The organism is Clostridium pasteurianum DSM 525 = ATCC 6013 (genome assembly GCF_000807255.1).
Taxonomy (GTDB): Bacteria; Bacillota; Clostridia; order Clostridiales; family Clostridiaceae; genus Clostridium_I; species Clostridium_I pasteurianum.
Genome location: NZ_CP009268.1, coordinates 444,355 through 461,586, shown reverse-complemented (window position 1 = coordinate 461,586; position 17,232 = coordinate 444,355). Strand labels below are relative to the sequence as shown.

Here is a 17,232-nt window from a genome sequence, read left to right as displayed (position 1 = left end):
AGTTTAATTTAACAATAACCCTTCTCTAGTACAGGATAAATATTCATTAAGATTACAAATTCTTTATCGATTTATTAAAAACAAAGTTTTAAAAATTATTTTTAATATCAGAAAAATTAAAAGAGTGTCTTACAATATATTTTATACACTGTAAGGCACTCTTTTAAAATAACTTAAACTCTTGAAATATATAATTAAAATTTAAAAGTTTCTAAAATCGCTCCTCTATTTCCTGATGTAACTAAAGCTGCATATCTTGAAAGATATCCTTCTGTAATTTTTGGTTTTCTAGGCTTCCAATTTGCTCTACGCTTTTTCAATTCCTCATCACTAACTACAAAATCTATTTTATTTGCTATAATATCAATACGAATAATATCTCCTTCCTCTATTAAAGCAATATTTCCTCCTACTGCAGCTTCAGGAGATACATGTCCAATTGCTGCGCCTCTTGTAGCTCCACTAAAACGACCATCGGTAATCAGTGCCACACTATCACCAAATCCACATCCCATAATTGCAGAAGTAGGATTCAGCATTTCTCTCATGCCCGGTCCTCCTTTTGGACCTTCATAGCGAATAACAACTACATCTCCAGCTTTAATTTTACCAAAGTTTATTGCATCCATAGCATCTTCTTCACAATCAAATACTCTTGCGGGGCCTTCATGTTTAAGCATTTCTTGTGAAACTGCAGAACGTTTTACAACACAGGAATCCGGTGCTAAATTACCTTTTAATACAGCAATTCCACCAGTTGTACTATAAGGATCTTCTACAGGTCTTATTATTTTAGTATTCTTATTAGTACAGCCTTTAATATTTTCTGCTACAGTTTTACCTGTGCATGTAATCAAATCTGTTTTAAGTAAACTTAATTTATTTATTTCATTCATAACGGCATAAATTCCGCCAGCTTCATTGAGCTCTTCAATGTAATTGTGCCCTGCCGGTGCAAGATGACAAAGATTAGGTGTTTTCTCACTGATTTCATTTGCAATATCCACATTTAGTTCAATACCACATTCATGGGCAATAGCAGGGAGATGAAGCATACTATTTGTACTACATCCTAAAGCCATATCCATAGTCAAAGCATTTATAAAAGCATCTTTAGTCATAATATCTCTTGGCTTAATATTCTTTTTAAGTAGCTCCATTATTTGCATTCCAGCACGCTTTGCTAATTGAATACGTTCTGAATAAACCGCTGGGACAGTTCCATTCCCCTTCAATCCCATTCCAAGCACTTCGGTAAGGCAATTCATACTGTTAGCCGTATACATACCAGAACAAGAGCCGCAAGTAGGACAGGCTTTATTTTCAAATTCCTCTAATTTCTCCGCTGTAATTTTTCCTGCATTAAATGCACCATCTGCTTCAGATACACTGGAAAAACTAACTTTCTCACCATCCACTTTTCCTGCAAGCATTGGTCCACCGCTTACAAATATAGTTGGAATATTTAGTCTGGCTGCTGCCATCAATAATCCTGGAACATTTTTATCACAGTTTGGAACCATAACTAGAGCATCAAAAGCATGAGCTAATGTCATAGCTTCTGTAGAATCTGCAATTAATTCCCTTGTAGCAAGAGAATATTTCATTCCCTGATGTCCCATTGCCAAGCCATCACATACTGCAATAGCTGGGAAAATAAAAGGTGATCCCCCTGCCATTGCCACCCCAAGTTTTACCGCATCTACCACTTTGTCCAAATTCATGTGTCCTGGAACTATATCATTTTTAGAACTTACAATACCTATTAAAGGTTTTTTCATTTCTTCATTTGTTAAACCAAGTGCATGAAATAATGCACGTTTAGGTGCGCTTTTAGTTACTGCATCACTATTCATTATAAACACCTCTATAATATATTTTAGTTGTATAAATTTATTATGTGTTGTATGATGTCTAATGTCAACAACATAACTATATCTCTATATGAATGAATTTTATTCTTCTGTAATTCCAAATCCTCTCATTGCATGAATAATATGCAGTTTCATTGCTGTCCTTGCTCCTTCAGCATCTCGTTTTGATAGAAATTCCATAATCATTCTATGATCATTTAATGTATTCTTTAACATTTCTTCATTTGCATCTGATAAAATAACACCCTTATCAATAGCCTTGTATAGAATAGGTATCAGCTTATTCATAAACTCATTATGACTTGCCTTTGCTATAGATTTGTGAAAAGCCTGCTCCACTTCTGTTCTGTCTTCCTTCTTCAAAATTTGTTCTTCTTCTAATTTTCCATAGTGTAAAATTCGTTCCATTTCCTTATCAGTAGCACGTTTTGAGGCATAGTAAGCAATTTCAGGTTCAAAGATCAGACGTATTTCATATAAGTCCTTTACATCCAATTTTAAAGTTGAAAGTTCATTTAAATTGAATTTTTCATTTAACTCACCATTATTTTTAACGTAGGTTCCCTTTCCCCTTTTAATTTCCAATACGTCATGAGCTACTAAAATACGAATTGCTTCTCTTAAAGTAGTACGACTGACTTTCAATTCTGTAGAAAGCTGATTTTCATTAGGCAGCTTATCTCCAAGTACAAATTTTTTATCTATGGTAATCATGGCAAGAATGTCATCTGCCACATTTTCTGATAAACTTTTTCTTTTTTTTGTCATAGAATACTCTCTCCTTATTAAGTCCTAATGACCTCTTAATTAATTAAGAATTTGTTTTTTCTTTGAATTTTAGTATGTAAAAATAGATAGCAAGGCAAAAATATAATACTATATTAAACAGTAATTTACTTTGAAGTATCTTAAATAAATTATAGGACATACTTCTATTATCTCTGTTTTAACAACATTATCTAATCCTTTATAAATTATATAATATATTAAAAGACATCATTTTTCAACAGTGATGTCTGATGTCTTTACATTAAATTATTATTATATTCTGCATTTATTTCTCTAAATCAACAACAATATCCTCTAATACAATATCACTATTTTCAGGATGGTTTGCATCTATTTTTGGCTTAACTTCAGTTTTCTTTCCATTTTTATCAAAAGAAACTCCACCTCCTGTGTTAGACATATGAATCTTTGGAGTTATTATTAGTTTGTTAGCATTATCATTAAGTTTACCAAAGGTCATACTTCCTTTCATTTTATATAAGTTACCCTGTTCTCCATTTCCTTGACCTTTATAAACATTACCCAAATCATCTTTGATGTCAAAATCATATAAACTTACACTGAACCATTTTTCTTTTACACTCTTAGTAATACTTACAGTGTAATTTATAGTAAAGGACATAGTTGTTTTAGAAATATTATTTACATCTAGCTTTATACCATATTTTTCAATGGATTTATTAACCTGTTGTTTAGCACTTTCTAATGCTTTTAAGTTAATGTCAAAATTCCAATTGCCCTTTACATTTTTATATTTAGCATCACTAAGGTTCCCTATACTTTTAAAATTCATTTTAACACTTATCTGCTTTCTTTCCTCATCTATACTGTAATTATCTTGACCTACATAAGTGTTATCATTAACTTTTTTTGCTCCAGAAGTACCCGCCATAGATCCTTTGTACCCTTTTATATTAACACCGGATGATCCCATACCTCCTAGAATAATTGTTTCGCCTAAATCTCTATCACTTTTTATTTCATAAGTGTAGGATAACGTCTTTCCATCAAATATGGCATCCTTTATAGTAACTGAAATACCATTACTTTTTTTAGTAACATTAATTTCATTTGCATTTTCCTTATATTTATCGTACATTCCCGTTCTACCATTATCCATAAACCTGAATATATCCCCTACTACAGGAATATCTGCAGCACTGGCCGGACTGGCTATTCCAACTATTGCCATAACTCCAATCATTACAAAACAAACTGATGCTGCAATTATACTTTTTCTCCAAATTTTATTTTTCTTTATCGCTTTTTTTAAAGTTCTTTTCACCTTTGCCTTTTCAATGTCCGATACTTCAACGCTATCCATTTCACTTTCATCTATATCTACATCATTTAATATTTCATAAATATCCTTCATATTAAATTACCTCCATACTTGGATTATTAACCTGTTTATTAAGCTTTTTCTTTCCCCTGTAGATTCTGTTATCTACAGCAGACCTGGTAATATCAAATTTTTTAGCAATATCCTCAGACTTCATTCCAAGAAAAAATTTCATAATGAATATATTTCTATCTGTAGCTTCAAAAGTGTTTATAAGTTTTATTAATTCTTTTATATCTTCCTTCATAATAATTTCTTCTTCCAAGGATTTGTTCTCGATTATATGTTCATCTTCTAAATTAACCTCTAAATTTTTAATTTCTTTCCTGTAATAATCTATAGCTTTAAATTTAGCTATTTTATATATCCAACTCTTAAATTGTGATTCTTCACCCTTAAATTTACTTGAGTTATTCCACACAGAAAGAAATACATCATTTATGCATTCTTCTATAATCCCATCCTTTTTTAGTGGTGATAACACCTTGTATACAGCAGATTTAACTAAAGGCAGATATTTATCTACTATGAACTCCAAAGCATCTTCTTTTCCCTTTTTCAGCCTCTTAACATAATTTATTTCATTACTCCTCATGAAATTTTCTCCTATCTGATAGTTTCCGTAAAAGCTTTTACACTATATATAACGCATATAAAAGTATTTTCTCTTAGGCTAATTATAAATTATTTCTATTTTATCAGATGAATTTTTGCAACAAAAAAACGATACACCGTAAGTATGTACCGTTGTTTAATATTAGATTTGCTGTTCTTTTTACTTATCTTCTACTATTTCCTTTACATATTCTATATCAATATCATTTATATCTGCTATATATTCAATAGAAAGCCCATTTTTATATTGCTTTAATATTAACTTAACTGTCTAATGCCTTCTTTTCTTCCTTTTCTCTCAGCTGTTTTAAGTCCAGCTTTGTAATGCCTCATAGCTTTTAAGTCATTTTCATAGCTCAATAAAATGCATTTCAAATACATTGAAAAATTCCCTTTTGCTCTTTGTATTAAACACTTTATATACAGTAGATATATTTACACAATATTCTAATTGTTAGTTGATAATTTTTAATGTATATTATATTGTTTATATAAAAAAGATTATTAGATTTTCAAATAAAATATAATACAGGAAGTGATCTACATGATTAATATTGGTATATTAATTTTTGAAGAAGTTGAAGAATTAGATTTTATTGGACCCTTTGAAGTTCTATCTTATATAAATAAAATAAAACCTGAAAGTACTAATGTTTGGTTCGTAAGTGATCATGAACAAATAATTCAAGGATTTAATGGATTAAGATTTTTTGCAGATTATACTATTAATAATTGCCCACATTTAGATGTATTGGTAATTCCAGGTGGACAAGGTAGAAAATCAGCAATGAAAAATGAAAATATACTTAATTTTATAAAAAATAGATATATTCAATTGAAATATTTATGTTCTGTATGTACAGGTGCTTTTATAATTGCCAGTGCAGGTCTTTTGAAAGATAAATCAGCTACTACCTATCATACTGCTTTTGATGAACTTTCTCAAATGGGTGTAATTGTGAAAAAGTCTAAAGTAGTAAAAGATGGTAAAATCATTACAAGTGCAGGAGTATCTTCTGGTATAGATTTAGGTCTATATGTGTTAAAAGAAATATTTGATGAAACTATAGCTAAGCAGGTATCTGAGAAAATTGAATATAATTGAAATAAGCAATTATATTCAATTTTCTATAATACTTAAGATGATTATATATTCAAATCATTTTCAAAATAAACTCTACACATGCTCCGCCACTTTCTGAATTAAAAGCCTTTATACTACCACCATATATCTCTACCAGTTTTTTTGCAATATAAAGTCCAAGTCCTGCATTACCATTTTTCGAACTGCGGGCTTTATCTCCTCTATAAAATTTGTAGAAAATATTGGATAAATCTTTACTGCTGAATCCCTTACCCGTATCCTGTACTGTAAACTTCATATTTTTATCCTCAACATATACATTAATATTTATTTTTCCCTCTTCAGGTGTATAATAAATGCTGTTTAACACAATATTATCCAATATTCGTTCAAGCTTTAATATATCAATAGAGCAGGATATTTTATAATTATTTTTATAATCTATATTTACTTTAATTTTTATTTTTTTATCTTTACAAATCATCTCATAGCTTTCTTCTTTTATCTTCATGAAAGCCTCTATATCTACTGAGCTACTATTAATTTCCATGTTGGTATTCTCTATTTCAGCAGCATAAAGCATTTCTTTTATAAGGTTGGATCCTTTATCTGTATTTTCTCTTATTACATTCAAGTATCTAATTGATTTTTCATTATCCCTATAATTCCCGTCCAAAAGCGATTCAGTATATCCTTTGATAATGGAAAGGGGCGTTTTTAAATCATGGGCCAAAGTCTCTACCATTTCATGCCTTTCCTGTTCTATTTTCCACTGGGATATCAATGATATCTTAAGTTCAGATTTCATTTCATTAAAGGCCTCACACAATTTGCCAATCTCATTATCAGCAGTATAATCTACACTAAAATCAAGATTTTTCCTCTTAACCTCTTTAGCTGCTTGTATAAGCATATTTAAGGGTTTGCCTATACTATGTTGAAATTTACTGGAAAAAATGATAGTAAAAAATATTATATAGATAAATGGAGAAAAAATAATTATAATAGATAACGGTATCATCCATATTTTATCTGCTGAATTTACATAATAGGGCTTCAGCATATAGGATAAAGATACCACTCCTGCCATTTTGCCCTTAGTATCTAATATAGGAATAATGTTAACATATCTCCCTTTAAGCCCTATACGAGTGTTAACTTTTTTGTATAAGTCAGCACTATCAGCTATTATTTTTTCCCTATCAGTTCCATATATGACTTTTGCATTTTCATTTATAACCTGATATTTAATTCCCTCTGCTGGAATAAGCTTATCAAGAGCTTGTTTCTCTCTAATATCTAAAGTTTCTATACCTTTTTCCTTGAGATAATCTCCAATATCAGAAGCTTTTCTTTCATAATAATTAGCTGGATATATATTTTTATATTCAACAGCTATATAAATATTATAACCAATAAAATAAGTTATAATTGTCGGAATAATGCTAAATATAATAACCAATATAAAACTCATTACAAATTGTGCTTTCAAAGATTTTTTCTCTAACATTAAATTAAACTCCTCCTGAAATACTTCACACTGCAAAAAGCCTTATTTAATTTTTTCCCAGCGGTATCCTATACCCCATGCTGTAGATATATACTGAGTACCTGAATCAATTTCACTAAACTTTGCCCTAATTTTCTTAACATGTTCTGTTACTGTTGAAGAATCTCCTTCTGCATCATATCCCCAAATTTTTTCATAAATCTGTTCTTTAGAAAATATCTGTCCTGGATGTAATGACAATAATTGAATTATGTTAAATTCCTTTTTTGTAAGAATTACAGCTATATTGTTAATATGAACTTCACGAGCTTTTAAATCTATTGTGAGGTTTTTAAAATTAAGCAAGACTCTTTTCCCCGCCTCATTAAGGAAAATAGCTCTTTTCTCTCTCCTTAAGTGTGCATCAATTCTTGCCATTAACTCCTTAATACTAAAGGGCTTTATTATATAATCATCTCCGCCTAATGCAAAACCTTTAATTTTATCCATTTCTGATTGTTTTGCACTTAAAAATATTATGGGACATTGCACCCTGTCTCTTATATTCCTACACACCTCATACCCATCCATATCCGGCATCATTATATCAAGTACTATAATTTCTGGTTGTTCTTCTGACTTTTCTATCCCCCCTAGCCCGTTATAGGCAGTAAAAACAGTATGTCCTCTGTTTTCCAAAGAATCTTTTAAAAGTGTTACAAGATCCTCCTCATCATCTATTATAAGAATTTTACTCATTTTATATCACCTTTTCAAATTTTATATATCAATTATACACTTTTCTTCCTTCCCATTTTTCAAACCATTTTATGCCTCCCGCTAACATAATTATAAGAAAAACTAATGCACATACTGCACCTGCGGCATTCTGTTGAACAGCATAACCAATCTCTTTCTCTGATAAATTAAGAAGATATATCGCTGGAAGAGTAGATATTCTAACAGGCCATGCCCAAGGTATATATTTCCATACCATATTTCCAAGATTTGTACCCATTAATGCAGCTATAAGAAGTCCCCCTCCTCCAACTCCAATGGAAGCTCCCATCCCCCAGGCAAGGCTTATCCATAGATGAAAGGCTAATAGTGGTATTGTACTTAGTGCTGTTACTATTGCTGCCATAATAAAAATGGAAATAGAAACAGGTACATGTATTACATAATTTAATCCAATAATGAGAATAAAGGTTCCAATGAATATACTTAATGTTGTAAGGAAAATAAGAATTATCAATTTTCCTAAATACAGTTTCAAACGAGGCAATTTACTTATTAACAGTCCATTAAACTTCCCTGCAAGCTCTTCCTGATATATCATAAATCCTGAAAACAAACCTGCCCCTATTGGTATAAATATAATTGTCCATACCTCAAAGAAGATCTGAAATACTGAGATTTCCGTACTTAAATCTATGGTTTTTGATGAATAATACCATGTGATTACTAGTGAATATAAAATTGGAGTTAAAAACACAACCCATTTTATCGGTGTACGTTTTGTTTTAATCCATTCAGCTGATAATATTTTTATCATCGGACTTCTCTCCTCTCAAACCATTTAGCTGTTAGAAAAGTAAAAACAATAACAGCTGCTACTGATACAATTATTCCTATTGGTATTACTGAAGAACTCAACAAAGGACTATTATTCTCTAAAGAAATCCCATTAGGATGTATTCCTAGTATTGGACACATAAGTCTGATTGGCCAGCTCCAGGGTATATATATCCAATACTTAGTAGGAGCCTCAGCAACTCCTATAAGAAATCCTAATATACCCATTATCATACTTCCAAATATACCACTCCATGAAGCTATAAATAACTGTATTGGTATTATTGCAAGAGATGTAAGCCAAATTGTAAAAGCACCAATAACTATTTTCAACCAAGGTACATTTCCTGAAGCTAATATCATTCCTGAAATTAGAACAGCAACTATAAGTACAAAAGTTGCAAATAAAGAGTGTATTGCCATAACAATGATCTTCCCTATCCATATAGATATTGGTGATACCTTGCAAGACTTAACAGTTCTATAATTACCAGCTCTTTTTTCCTGTGAATTAACTAATACAGCAAACAATGCAAAACCTATGGGAATAAATATAAAAGACCACCAATTGTACACAAGGTCAATAATAAGATCCCAAGGCCTTAAATATCCATCAGGAATAATTATTTTAGGGAATACTGAAAGTATTACAAAAAACAATGGCACTAATATTATAAGCCACTTCATAAATGTTCTCTTGTATTTAAGATATTCAGCTTGGATTATGCCGATCATACTATCTTCCCCCTTACAGTATTCATAAATAATTCTTCAATATTTTCATTGTGGCTTACTCTATTCTCATATTTTACTTCACCATTATTTATAATGCCAACATAATCAACAATCTGAGAAACCTCTGTCAAAATATGACTTGATAGTATAACTGTTATGCCCTGCTTTGGGAAAGAACATATAAGCTCTCTAAGTTCTTCAATTCCTATAGGATCAAGTCCGTTAGTAGGTTCATCAAGAATTAACAGCTTTGGATTATTCAGCAGAGCTATTGCTATTCCAAGCCTCTGTTTCATTCCCATAGAAAACTGTGATGCCAGCTTCTTACCGGTATTTTTGAGATCTACTATCTCAAGTACTTCATCAATTCTATTTTTTGAAATTCCCATCATTTTTGTAAAAACTGTTAAATTTTCAACTGCTGTAAGATTACCATATAGAGCAGGCGATTCAATGAGGGCACCTATTTCAGCAAGAGCTTCTCTTCTCCAAGGTTCATCAAACACAATTATTTCCCCTTCACTGGGATGCAATAAACCTGTAACCATTTTTAAAATAGTAGATTTTCCTGCTCCATTAGGTCCTAAAAGTCCATATATACAGTTTCTTTTAATGTGAATTGAAACATCATTTACAGCCAGCTGCTTCCCAAAATATTTTTTAACACCTTTAGTTTCCAATATTAAATCATTCATTATGTTTTATCCCCCCATAAATTATTAATGTTTCTTACAGTTAACAATTTATCAGGAGATTATAAAGTTTTTATAAAGTTTTGTATTTAAAAATATATATTATCTTTCTTATCAATGAAAGGCAATGTGACAATTTGAGCTTAGAAAACATATAAATGACGTTTATTACAATCCTAATAACCCTTTAACATCCTCCTCTTTTTCAAATAATAGACATCCACCTACATGGTCTCCAAGTAACATTTCATTGTCTTTTAGTTTCTTAAATAGTGGTGATTTTAAAGCTTCTCTTAGACTAGATTCTTTTAAATTAACATCTGAATAAGGAGAAAGTGGACATGGTTCTGCCCCACCACTTACATTTATATGGAAAAATCCTCTTCCAGCTGCTAAACATCCCCCTGAATATTTCTCATCACCAGGGAATGATAAAAACACCATATTTTCAAATGTTTTTCTTAATTCTTCTATCTTCTCTTCTAATATTAAACGTTCTTTATCTGTAGGTGCAAGATTTCTAGTAGATTTAGCTACTGGAGCATACTCCACAAATAACAATACTCTTGCTCCTTTATTGTAAAGTTCCTGTACAAACTCTTTACCTGTAACAGTCATTATATTTTCAGTTGTTACAGTTATAGAACCTCCAAACAGAATTCCTTTGTCGTTTAAATTATCCATTGCAGTCATTATTAAATTATAAATGCCAATTCCCCTTCTAGCATCAGTTTGATCCTTATCACCTTCAATACTTATTATTGGTACAAGATTTCTATTTTTATCAAATAAATCCATATAACTTTTATCAAACATAGTGCCATTAGTAAAGACTGGAAAAACTATTTCTTTAACAGAGGAAGCTTTTTCAATAACCCCTCTTCTCATTAAGGGTTCTCCTCCTAACAATAGTGCAAATGAAATTCCAAGCTCCCTTGCTTCATTAAATATCTGTCCCCATCTTTCTTCTGATATCTCACTACTTTTTGGCTTATCTCCACAGGATTTATTAGCTCTTGCATAGCAGCCCTTACAATGTAAATTACAATTAGACGCAATACTTCCCATGAAAAAAGGCGGGATATGCTCTCCTTTACTTTCCAGCATATCTCTCTTATTCTTTGCCTGCTTAACTGATAGCATATATTTTATTATAAATTCAGTTTCCTTGGGATTCCTTATAGATGCTTTTAAAATATTCTTTACTATATTTTCAATACTCTCACTCATATATTCAGATAAATTAAATGCTTTACTCATATTTTATATCCTCCCAAATCTTTATTTGATAAACAAATCTAGTTGAATATCAACAAGCCTATCTCTTTCCTGCTTATTCATAATATCAATCTTACTAAAAGACTTAAATTCATCTGCTCTATAGAATACTAATTGCATGAATGAAATTAATTGATATGAAATAATTTTACATTCTTCATCATTTTTACTTTCTTGAAAGCATTCTTTAACTAAAGGAAGTATTTCAATAGTTTGAGTAAATTCTCCTTTTAATAAAATATAAGGTATCATTTCTCTTATATATTTTTTATAATCAACAGCTATATCACTAATACCAACTAAAAAATCTCTAAGTTTATCTTTTGGTGATTTCATATTATTTTTCATATCCTGAAAATAAGCATCCGCAGCATCTCCTATTAATTTATTTACTGCAATATTTATTAGTTCATCTTTAGAAGCAAAATGATAATTTATTGTTGATAAATTTATTTTTGCTCTTTCTGTTATCTTCCTTGATGTTATTTCTGAAACATCATTACACTCTTGCAATAGTCCTATTACTGCTTCTATTAATTGATTTTTAGTATTATCTGATTTATCCAATTTACCACCTCATTTTCAAACATGTTTGGTACATGTTTTATTATAAGCTATTTGCTATAATATATCAATACTTTAAACTATGTAATTGTTTTCTATTTACATTACTACAAATATTACTATACAATATAAACATGAATATTAATTGAAAACTAGTTAATGAACTTATCATAAAAAGGGAGATGATATTATGAAAATAGGCACTATAGGTACGGGATCAATTGTAGAAACTTTTTTAGATGCTGTTCAGCAGATAGAAAATGTTGAATGTACAGCGGTTTTTTCCAGAAGAATAGAAACAGGTGAAACTCTTGCAGATAAATATGATATAAAGCAGGTATATACAGACTTTAATTTGCTTCTCAGTGATGAAAACGTAAACTTTATTTATATAGCTTCACCAAATAGTCTTCATTATGACTATGCTCTAAAGGCTCTACAAAATGGTAAAAATGTAATTTGTGAAAAGCCCTTTACCTCCACAGTAGAAGAAACAAAAACTTTAATAAATTTGGCAAGGGATAAAAAACTATTGCTATTTGAGGCAATCACCACCTTACATTTACCAAATTACAATAAGATCAAAGAAAAACTAAATTCTCTTGGTGAACTGAAATTAGTTCAGTGCAACTACTCTCAATACTCAAGCAGATATGATAAATTTTTAGCGGGAGAAGTTACAAATATATTTAATCCAGCCTTTTCTGGTGGTTCTCTAGCAGATATTAATATCTATAATTTGCACTTTGTAACAAGACTATTTGGAAAAGCTAAAGAGGTAAAATACATTGCTAATATTGCTGAAAATGGAATTGATACTTCTGGAATTGCCCTTTTAAAATATGATAATTTTATATGTGAATGTACCGGTGCTAAAGATTCTGAGGGTCCAAATTTTGCCATTATTCAAGGAACAAAAGGATATATAAAATTAAATGGTGCTGTAAATCGATGTCCTTCTCTTGAAATTGTAATTGATGATAAAATTGAAACTTATAATGAGCAGAGTTTTTCAAATAGAATGGTTTATGAGTTAATAGACTTTGAGAATATATACAATAACAATGATTTAGAAGAATCTTATAAACTATTGGATCACTCCCTAAAGGTCATGGAAACTGCAGTACTGGCAAGAAAAGATGCTGGAATTGTATTTGCAGCAGATAATAAATAATGTGGAAGCTTGCCCTACCCCTAAAGGGATGGGGCTTTCTGTTTCTTTTCCTCAGTAAACTGCCATATTTACAACATTAACTTCTCTAATTAATAACATATACATATGATAGCTGTCACCTGTAACACTCTGTACAGCAGCCACACACTAAGAACTCTGTTTATAGGATAACTATACATTCTAACAACTCACATTCTATTAAAAAAGAATGCCTAGTTCCTAATTTTCTGGGACAGTCAATTCTAAATTTTAATTCTCTTAGCGCCATAATAATCAGGCATATAACATAGTGCTGTTATCTTTACATTTTCTCCTGCTTTAGGTGCATTTATAAAGTTACCATTGCCAATGTATATCCCAACATGATATATGCTGTTAGACTTTTTCCCAAAGAAAACTAAATCTCCAGGCTTAAGGCTATTTTTGCTTATCTTTTTACCATACTTATATTGCTGTGCAGCATTATGGGGAAGATTCACTCCAAAATGTGCATATACATACTTGGTAAATCCCGAGCAATCAAATCCGCTGGGGCTTTCCCCTCCCCAAACATACTTAACAGCTTTAAATTTTTCAGCATAGTTTACAACAGCTTCTCCATTTTTCAGCTCTTTATTGCTAGAAATAAAAGTACTCACCATAATAAATATAAATATTAATGACAGTGCAAATATAATTACCTTTTTATTTTTCATATATTGTCTCCATTGAAGCAAGTTCTTAATTCAGGTGGAGATTCTTTTACCCCATCTGAATTTTAGAACTGCAAATGCATGGCTTACTTGGCGTCGAACTCCCACTTGAAGAAAAGCAGAGAGCCCAAATTTTAATTTGGTGCGAATCGCTTTCACAGAGTGCAAGCAGAAAACCAAAATCTTCTTTTCGATTTTGTGTGAGGGCTGTACAGAGTGCGTGGGAGTCTTACGCCAAGTTAGTCAGGTGAAATAAATTTCATCTAGAATTAATCAGATATTGACTAAAATTCCTTGATAATCTTTATTAAATGTATATGTTATATGATAGCAATTATTTACACAAACACTATTTTAATATTGAAAGATTCATTTTTCATAAATACTTATTAAATATATGTAATACATTTAAGTATAGCAAATCGGATTAACCCCTTCATTTTGGACAAAACATAATAAATTCTTTGATTTTCTTAGAATTAGACCCTTATTTCAATACCAGTTAGATTTTCTCTAAAATGAAGGGTATAAAATTCATTTGGTGACATAAAACCTAAGCTTGAATGTATTCTTCTGTCATTATATCGAACCATAAAATCGTTTACTGCCTCATAGGCTTGTGCATAAGTTTCAAATTCATTATTTTTAAAACATTCATCCTCAAGTATTCGGTGAAATGATTCTATATGAGCATTTTTATTTGGTGTTTTTACTGGTATTCTCTCGTGTTCTACCTTGATTTCCTCACAGCATTCACTAAATTTATAACTTACAAACTGTGGTCCGTTATCTGTTCTTATTACAGGCTTGTTAACTCCTTCCTCAAATAGATTTCTTCTTATTAAACATTTTCTTAATAATGCTGACGCATCTTTAGCTTCACAGTGAAATCCCATGTGATAATCAATAATACTTCTATCAAAAATATCAATTAGGTTTAACAAGTAGAAGAATTTATCTTGACCATGAATATAACCATACTTTATATCCATTTCCCAAAGCTGATTGGAACCTGTTATAATTCTGTTAGCTGCAATAGTTTTTTTCACTTTAGGTTTGATAACTCTTTGATCTTTAAGTATGCCAAGCTCCTTGCAAAGCCTGTAAACCTTCTTAGGATTAATTATAAGATTATAATATTTTCGCAGATGATAAGTTATTTTTCTATAACCATAATTAATGGCATCACCATCAATTGACTCAATAATAAACTCTTTAATAAGGTCATCACATACCTTTTGATTCTTTTTATTTAGGCTGTATCCTCTAGGCTTACCGCCTTTAGGTTTTGATTTTTGTTTGCCTTCAACACTTAAATTATAGTAATATGTTGATCTAAGAAGCCTAACTGTTTTAAGCACAAAAACTGCGTTATATCCTTGATGTATATATTTTTTAGCTATTGCTACTTTATCTTTAATTGAGGGTTTGCTTTTTTTATTAAATCTTTAAGGATAGCTATTTCTAAATCTTTTTCACCTAAAATCTTTTTAAGATGATCATTCTCTTTTGTTACTTCTGTAATTTCACTTTCAAACTCTTTTTGTCCCTCAACTAAAGCCTTTCTTCCTGGCTTAACCTTAATCTCATCCTTATTCTCAGATTTCTTTATCCAAGTAAATATGGTTGATTTTGATATACCATGTCTTCTTGATACTAAAGAAACATTTCCTACATCCTTTACTTCTCTCAATATTTCTTCTTTTAATTCTTTTGTATAACTTTTGCCTTTCATAACTTTCCTCCAATCACTTTCTACATTATATTAAATGTATAGGCAATTGTCCAAGATTATTTCGGGGCTTAAGAGAAATGTAACTATTAGAAAAAGATTAATCAAAGTAATTATATAAATACACATATAGATATATTTATTTTTACTAACTTAAGGCTATTTGTAAAAATCCACGCTATATTAATAGTAAAAACGTTAATTTTTTATTATTGAATAAAAGATTTGAAACTATCGGCATATTTAGTAGGAAAAAATTCCGTAATTTCATAGGCAGCAATTTTTTCTTTATAAAATGGATCTTCACTTATTATGGCATTAACTTCATCAATGTTTTCAGCATTACAAAGAATAATTCCACCTGTACGTGGATTTTTCCTTCCAGAACAAATAAAATTTTTGCTGCTATAATATTTATCTAGAAATAATATATGACTGGATAAGTATTCTTCTACTTCATCCATAGGCTTGATATAATTAAGGCTTAATATAAACATGTTGAAATTCTCCTTTAAATAGCTTATTATAATAATGACTTTAGTCACTGACTACGGTCATTATTATACATTTATAATTAAAAAAAATCAAGAAGGTGATAACTTTGTTAAGAAAAGAAAAATCTATTCTCACTAAAAATAAATTATTCGAAACTGCTATTGAATTAATTAAAGAAAAGGGCTATGACAATGTTACCATAAGTGAAATATGCGAAAAAGCTGGCGTTGCAAAGGGTACCTTTTATGTTCATTATAAAGCTAAAGAAGATATTATAAAAGAAAGTTACTATTCAGATATGAGTCAGTTTGTTTTAAAGCAATATAACAATTTAATTTCACAAGATAAAAGAATGAGTATTAAAAATAAAATAGAAAAATTTCTTTTATCAGAACTTATGTTTAGCAATCATGTTGGTTATGCCATGACCTGCCGTGCTTATGTTACTAATTTAACAGAGTGCATATTGGAAAACAGCAAACATTTTGAAAGGCGAGAATTTACTAAAGAATTAAAGATATTAATTTTACAAGGTATTGATCACAAGGTATTTAACACAAATCAAACAGTGGAAGAAGTATTTTTATATCTAGAAAGTTTTGTAAGAGGACTTATGGCTTCATGGTGCTTTTCAAATGGAGAATTTGACATTGTTAAAAAAGGTGAAAAATATATTGGTAAAATTTTAGAAAGCTTATAGGCATAATGTTTGCTGATTTAATTTATAAAGTAATTATATTACTACAATAATAGTAACAATAAAAAACACATAGAAAAATTTATCAACTATGTGTCATAAATCATTTTCAAGTTTTTTAATTTGTTTTTTAAGATCTTTAATTTGTTTTTGCTTATCTTCTAAAGAACTAAGAGTTTGCTGTTGTGCCGCAATAACAAGTATATTAGCTGAAACGGCCGTTAAGAAGTTACCCAATACGTTATTATCATCGGCTGAATTTCCTTCTGTAAGTGCAACTGCAACTATATTTACCAAAATATTCAGTTCTTTAGGAGTCAATGAATCAAAAAGTGACATTTTAACTCACCTCAAATTTAATATATTAAAATAATTTGAGTATGGTTACACTTTAAAAATATACGA

At 30.2% G+C, this 17,232-nt stretch carries 19 protein-coding genes; 3 read left to right on the top strand and 16 right to left on the bottom strand.

Going from position 1 to position 17,232, the window contains the following annotated elements:
- Positions 1 to 194 precede the first annotated feature (194 nt).
- The 4 genes from ilvD to CLPA_RS02075 all read right to left on the bottom strand — a co-directional run bounded on the left by ilvD (position 195) and on the right by CLPA_RS02075 (position 4,600).
- Positions 195 to 1,856 (bottom strand): dihydroxy-acid dehydratase, encoded by a 1,662-nt coding sequence (gene ilvD / locus CLPA_RS02090; RefSeq protein ID WP_004455101.1) that lies wholly within the window; start codon positions 1,854 to 1,856, stop codon positions 195 to 197.
- Between the two features lie 99 nt (positions 1,857 to 1,955).
- Positions 1,956 to 2,642 (bottom strand): FadR/GntR family transcriptional regulator, encoded by a 687-nt coding sequence (locus CLPA_RS02085; protein WP_004455100.1) that lies wholly within the window; start codon positions 2,640 to 2,642, stop codon positions 1,956 to 1,958.
- 286 nt (positions 2,643 to 2,928) lie between these two features.
- Positions 2,929 to 4,038: a DUF4179 domain-containing protein gene (locus CLPA_RS02080; RefSeq protein ID WP_003441150.1), complete on the bottom strand. Its 1,110-nt coding sequence runs from the start codon at positions 4,036 to 4,038 to the stop codon at positions 2,929 to 2,931.
- A gap of 1 nt (position 4,039) precedes the next feature.
- Complete coding sequence (locus CLPA_RS02075) at positions 4,040 to 4,600, bottom strand: sigma-70 family RNA polymerase sigma factor (protein ID WP_003441149.1); 561 nt, start codon at positions 4,598 to 4,600, stop codon at positions 4,040 to 4,042.
- A gap of 564 nt (positions 4,601 to 5,164) precedes the next feature.
- On the opposite strand from CLPA_RS02075, the gene CLPA_RS02070 reads away from it, so the two are divergent.
- Entirely contained in the window at positions 5,165 to 5,725 is a 561-nt protein-coding gene (locus CLPA_RS02070; protein ID WP_003441148.1) for a DJ-1/PfpI family protein, read from the top strand.
- A 49-nt stretch (positions 5,726 to 5,774) separates the two neighbouring features.
- On the opposite strand, the gene CLPA_RS02065 is transcribed toward CLPA_RS02070, so the two are convergent.
- The 7 genes from CLPA_RS02065 to CLPA_RS02035 all read right to left on the bottom strand — a co-directional run bounded on the left by CLPA_RS02065 (position 5,775) and on the right by CLPA_RS02035 (position 12,040).
- A complete protein-coding gene (locus tag CLPA_RS02065) occupies positions 5,775 to 7,214 on the bottom strand; it encodes a sensor histidine kinase (protein ID WP_003441147.1) in 1,440 nt (479 codons plus the stop codon).
- Between the two features lie 42 nt (positions 7,215 to 7,256).
- Positions 7,257 to 7,952, bottom strand: a complete 696-nt coding sequence (locus tag CLPA_RS02060) for a response regulator transcription factor (RefSeq protein WP_003441146.1) — start codon at positions 7,950 to 7,952, stop codon at positions 7,257 to 7,259.
- A 28-nt stretch (positions 7,953 to 7,980) separates the two neighbouring features.
- Positions 7,981 to 8,748 (bottom strand): lantibiotic immunity ABC transporter MutG family permease subunit, encoded by a 768-nt coding sequence (locus tag CLPA_RS02055; RefSeq protein ID WP_003441145.1) that lies wholly within the window; start codon positions 8,746 to 8,748, stop codon positions 7,981 to 7,983.
- Positions 8,745 to 9,503 carry a lantibiotic immunity ABC transporter MutE/EpiE family permease subunit gene (locus tag CLPA_RS02050; RefSeq protein WP_003441144.1) on the bottom strand — a complete coding sequence of 253 codons (759 nt, stop codon included), beginning with the start codon at positions 9,501 to 9,503 and terminating at the stop codon, positions 8,745 to 8,747. Before CLPA_RS02050 ends, CLPA_RS02055 begins: the two co-directional genes overlap by 4 nt.
- The gene (locus CLPA_RS02045) at positions 9,500 to 10,198 is read right to left on the bottom strand and encodes a lantibiotic protection ABC transporter ATP-binding protein (protein ID WP_003441143.1); all 699 of its coding nucleotides are present in this window, start codon (positions 10,196 to 10,198) and stop codon (positions 9,500 to 9,502) included. The genes CLPA_RS02050 and CLPA_RS02045 overlap by 4 nt, the downstream gene beginning before the upstream one ends.
- Positions 10,199 to 10,363: 165 nt before the next feature.
- Complete coding sequence (locus CLPA_RS02040) at positions 10,364 to 11,455, bottom strand: radical SAM/SPASM domain-containing protein (protein WP_003441139.1); 1,092 nt, start codon at positions 11,453 to 11,455, stop codon at positions 10,364 to 10,366.
- A 21-nt stretch (positions 11,456 to 11,476) separates the two neighbouring features.
- The gene (locus CLPA_RS02035) at positions 11,477 to 12,040 is read right to left on the bottom strand and encodes a TetR/AcrR family transcriptional regulator (protein WP_003441136.1); all 564 of its coding nucleotides are present in this window, start codon (positions 12,038 to 12,040) and stop codon (positions 11,477 to 11,479) included.
- 187 nt (positions 12,041 to 12,227) lie between these two features.
- Here CLPA_RS02035 and CLPA_RS02030 point away from each other — a divergent pair, with 187 nt between their 5' ends.
- A complete protein-coding gene (locus CLPA_RS02030; protein ID WP_003441133.1) occupies positions 12,228 to 13,211 on the top strand; it encodes a Gfo/Idh/MocA family protein in 984 nt (327 codons plus the stop codon).
- Positions 13,212 to 13,453: 242 nt separating this feature from the next.
- Here the strand turns inward: CLPA_RS02030 and CLPA_RS02025 are convergent, their stop codons facing one another.
- The 4 genes from CLPA_RS02025 to CLPA_RS02010 form a co-directional block, all read right to left on the bottom strand.
- Positions 13,454 to 13,906, bottom strand: a complete 453-nt coding sequence (locus CLPA_RS02025) for a C40 family peptidase (RefSeq protein WP_003441130.1) — start codon at positions 13,904 to 13,906, stop codon at positions 13,454 to 13,456.
- Between the two features lie 476 nt (positions 13,907 to 14,382).
- A complete protein-coding gene (locus CLPA_RS02020) occupies positions 14,383 to 15,264 on the bottom strand; it encodes an IS3 family transposase (RefSeq protein ID WP_003441126.1) in 882 nt (293 codons plus the stop codon).
- 44 nt (positions 15,265 to 15,308) lie between these two features.
- Positions 15,309 to 15,638, bottom strand: coding sequence for a transposase (locus tag CLPA_RS02015; RefSeq protein ID WP_003441125.1), 330 nt, complete (start codon positions 15,636 to 15,638; stop codon positions 15,309 to 15,311).
- 206 nt (positions 15,639 to 15,844) lie between these two features.
- Positions 15,845 to 16,132: a YciI family protein gene (locus tag CLPA_RS02010; RefSeq protein ID WP_003441120.1), complete on the bottom strand. Its 288-nt coding sequence runs from the start codon at positions 16,130 to 16,132 to the stop codon at positions 15,845 to 15,847.
- Between the two features lie 104 nt (positions 16,133 to 16,236).
- Here CLPA_RS02010 and CLPA_RS02005 point away from each other — a divergent pair, with 104 nt between their 5' ends.
- Positions 16,237 to 16,830 (top strand): TetR family transcriptional regulator, encoded by a 594-nt coding sequence (locus CLPA_RS02005; protein WP_003441117.1) that lies wholly within the window; start codon positions 16,237 to 16,239, stop codon positions 16,828 to 16,830.
- A gap of 93 nt (positions 16,831 to 16,923) precedes the next feature.
- Here CLPA_RS02005 and CLPA_RS02000 read toward each other — a convergent pair whose 3' ends face one another.
- Positions 16,924 to 17,166, bottom strand: coding sequence for a hypothetical protein (locus CLPA_RS02000; RefSeq protein ID WP_003441115.1), 243 nt, complete (start codon positions 17,164 to 17,166; stop codon positions 16,924 to 16,926).
- Positions 17,167 to 17,232: the final 66 nt, after the last annotated feature.

Excerpts from the sequence above, each read along its gene's own strand:
- ilvD (WP_004455101.1), bottom strand. The coding sequence starts at position 1,856 with ATGAATAGTGATGCAGTAACTAAAAGCGCACCTAAACGTGCATTATTT.
- CLPA_RS02085 (WP_004455100.1), bottom strand. The coding sequence starts at position 2,642 with ATGACAAAAAAAAGAAAAAGTTTATCAGAAAATGTGGCAGATGACATT.
- CLPA_RS02080 (WP_003441150.1), bottom strand. The coding sequence starts at position 4,038 with ATGAAGGATATTTATGAAATATTAAATGATGTAGATATAGATGAAAGT.
- CLPA_RS02075 (WP_003441149.1), bottom strand. The coding sequence starts at position 4,600 with ATGAGGAGTAATGAAATAAATTATGTTAAGAGGCTGAAAAAGGGAAAA.
- CLPA_RS02070 (WP_003441148.1), top strand. The coding sequence starts at position 5,165 with ATGATTAATATTGGTATATTAATTTTTGAAGAAGTTGAAGAATTAGAT.
- CLPA_RS02065 (WP_003441147.1), bottom strand. The coding sequence starts at position 7,214 with ATGTTAGAGAAAAAATCTTTGAAAGCACAATTTGTAATGAGTTTTATA.
- CLPA_RS02060 (WP_003441146.1), bottom strand. The coding sequence starts at position 7,952 with ATGAGTAAAATTCTTATAATAGATGATGAGGAGGATCTTGTAACACTT.
- CLPA_RS02055 (WP_003441145.1), bottom strand. The coding sequence starts at position 8,748 with ATGATAAAAATATTATCAGCTGAATGGATTAAAACAAAACGTACACCG.
- CLPA_RS02050 (WP_003441144.1), bottom strand. The coding sequence starts at position 9,503 with ATGATCGGCATAATCCAAGCTGAATATCTTAAATACAAGAGAACATTT.
- CLPA_RS02045 (WP_003441143.1), bottom strand. The coding sequence starts at position 10,198 with ATGAATGATTTAATATTGGAAACTAAAGGTGTTAAAAAATATTTTGGG.
- CLPA_RS02040 (WP_003441139.1), bottom strand. The coding sequence starts at position 11,455 with ATGAGTAAAGCATTTAATTTATCTGAATATATGAGTGAGAGTATTGAA.
- CLPA_RS02030 (WP_003441133.1), top strand. The coding sequence starts at position 12,228 with ATGAAAATAGGCACTATAGGTACGGGATCAATTGTAGAAACTTTTTTA.
- CLPA_RS02025 (WP_003441130.1), bottom strand. The coding sequence starts at position 13,906 with ATGAAAAATAAAAAGGTAATTATATTTGCACTGTCATTAATATTTATA.
- CLPA_RS02015 (WP_003441125.1), bottom strand. The coding sequence starts at position 15,638 with ATGAAAGGCAAAAGTTATACAAAAGAATTAAAAGAAGAAATATTGAGA.
- CLPA_RS02010 (WP_003441120.1), bottom strand. The coding sequence starts at position 16,132 with ATGTTTATATTAAGCCTTAATTATATCAAGCCTATGGATGAAGTAGAA.
- CLPA_RS02000 (WP_003441115.1), bottom strand. The coding sequence starts at position 17,166 with ATGTCACTTTTTGATTCATTGACTCCTAAAGAACTGAATATTTTGGTA.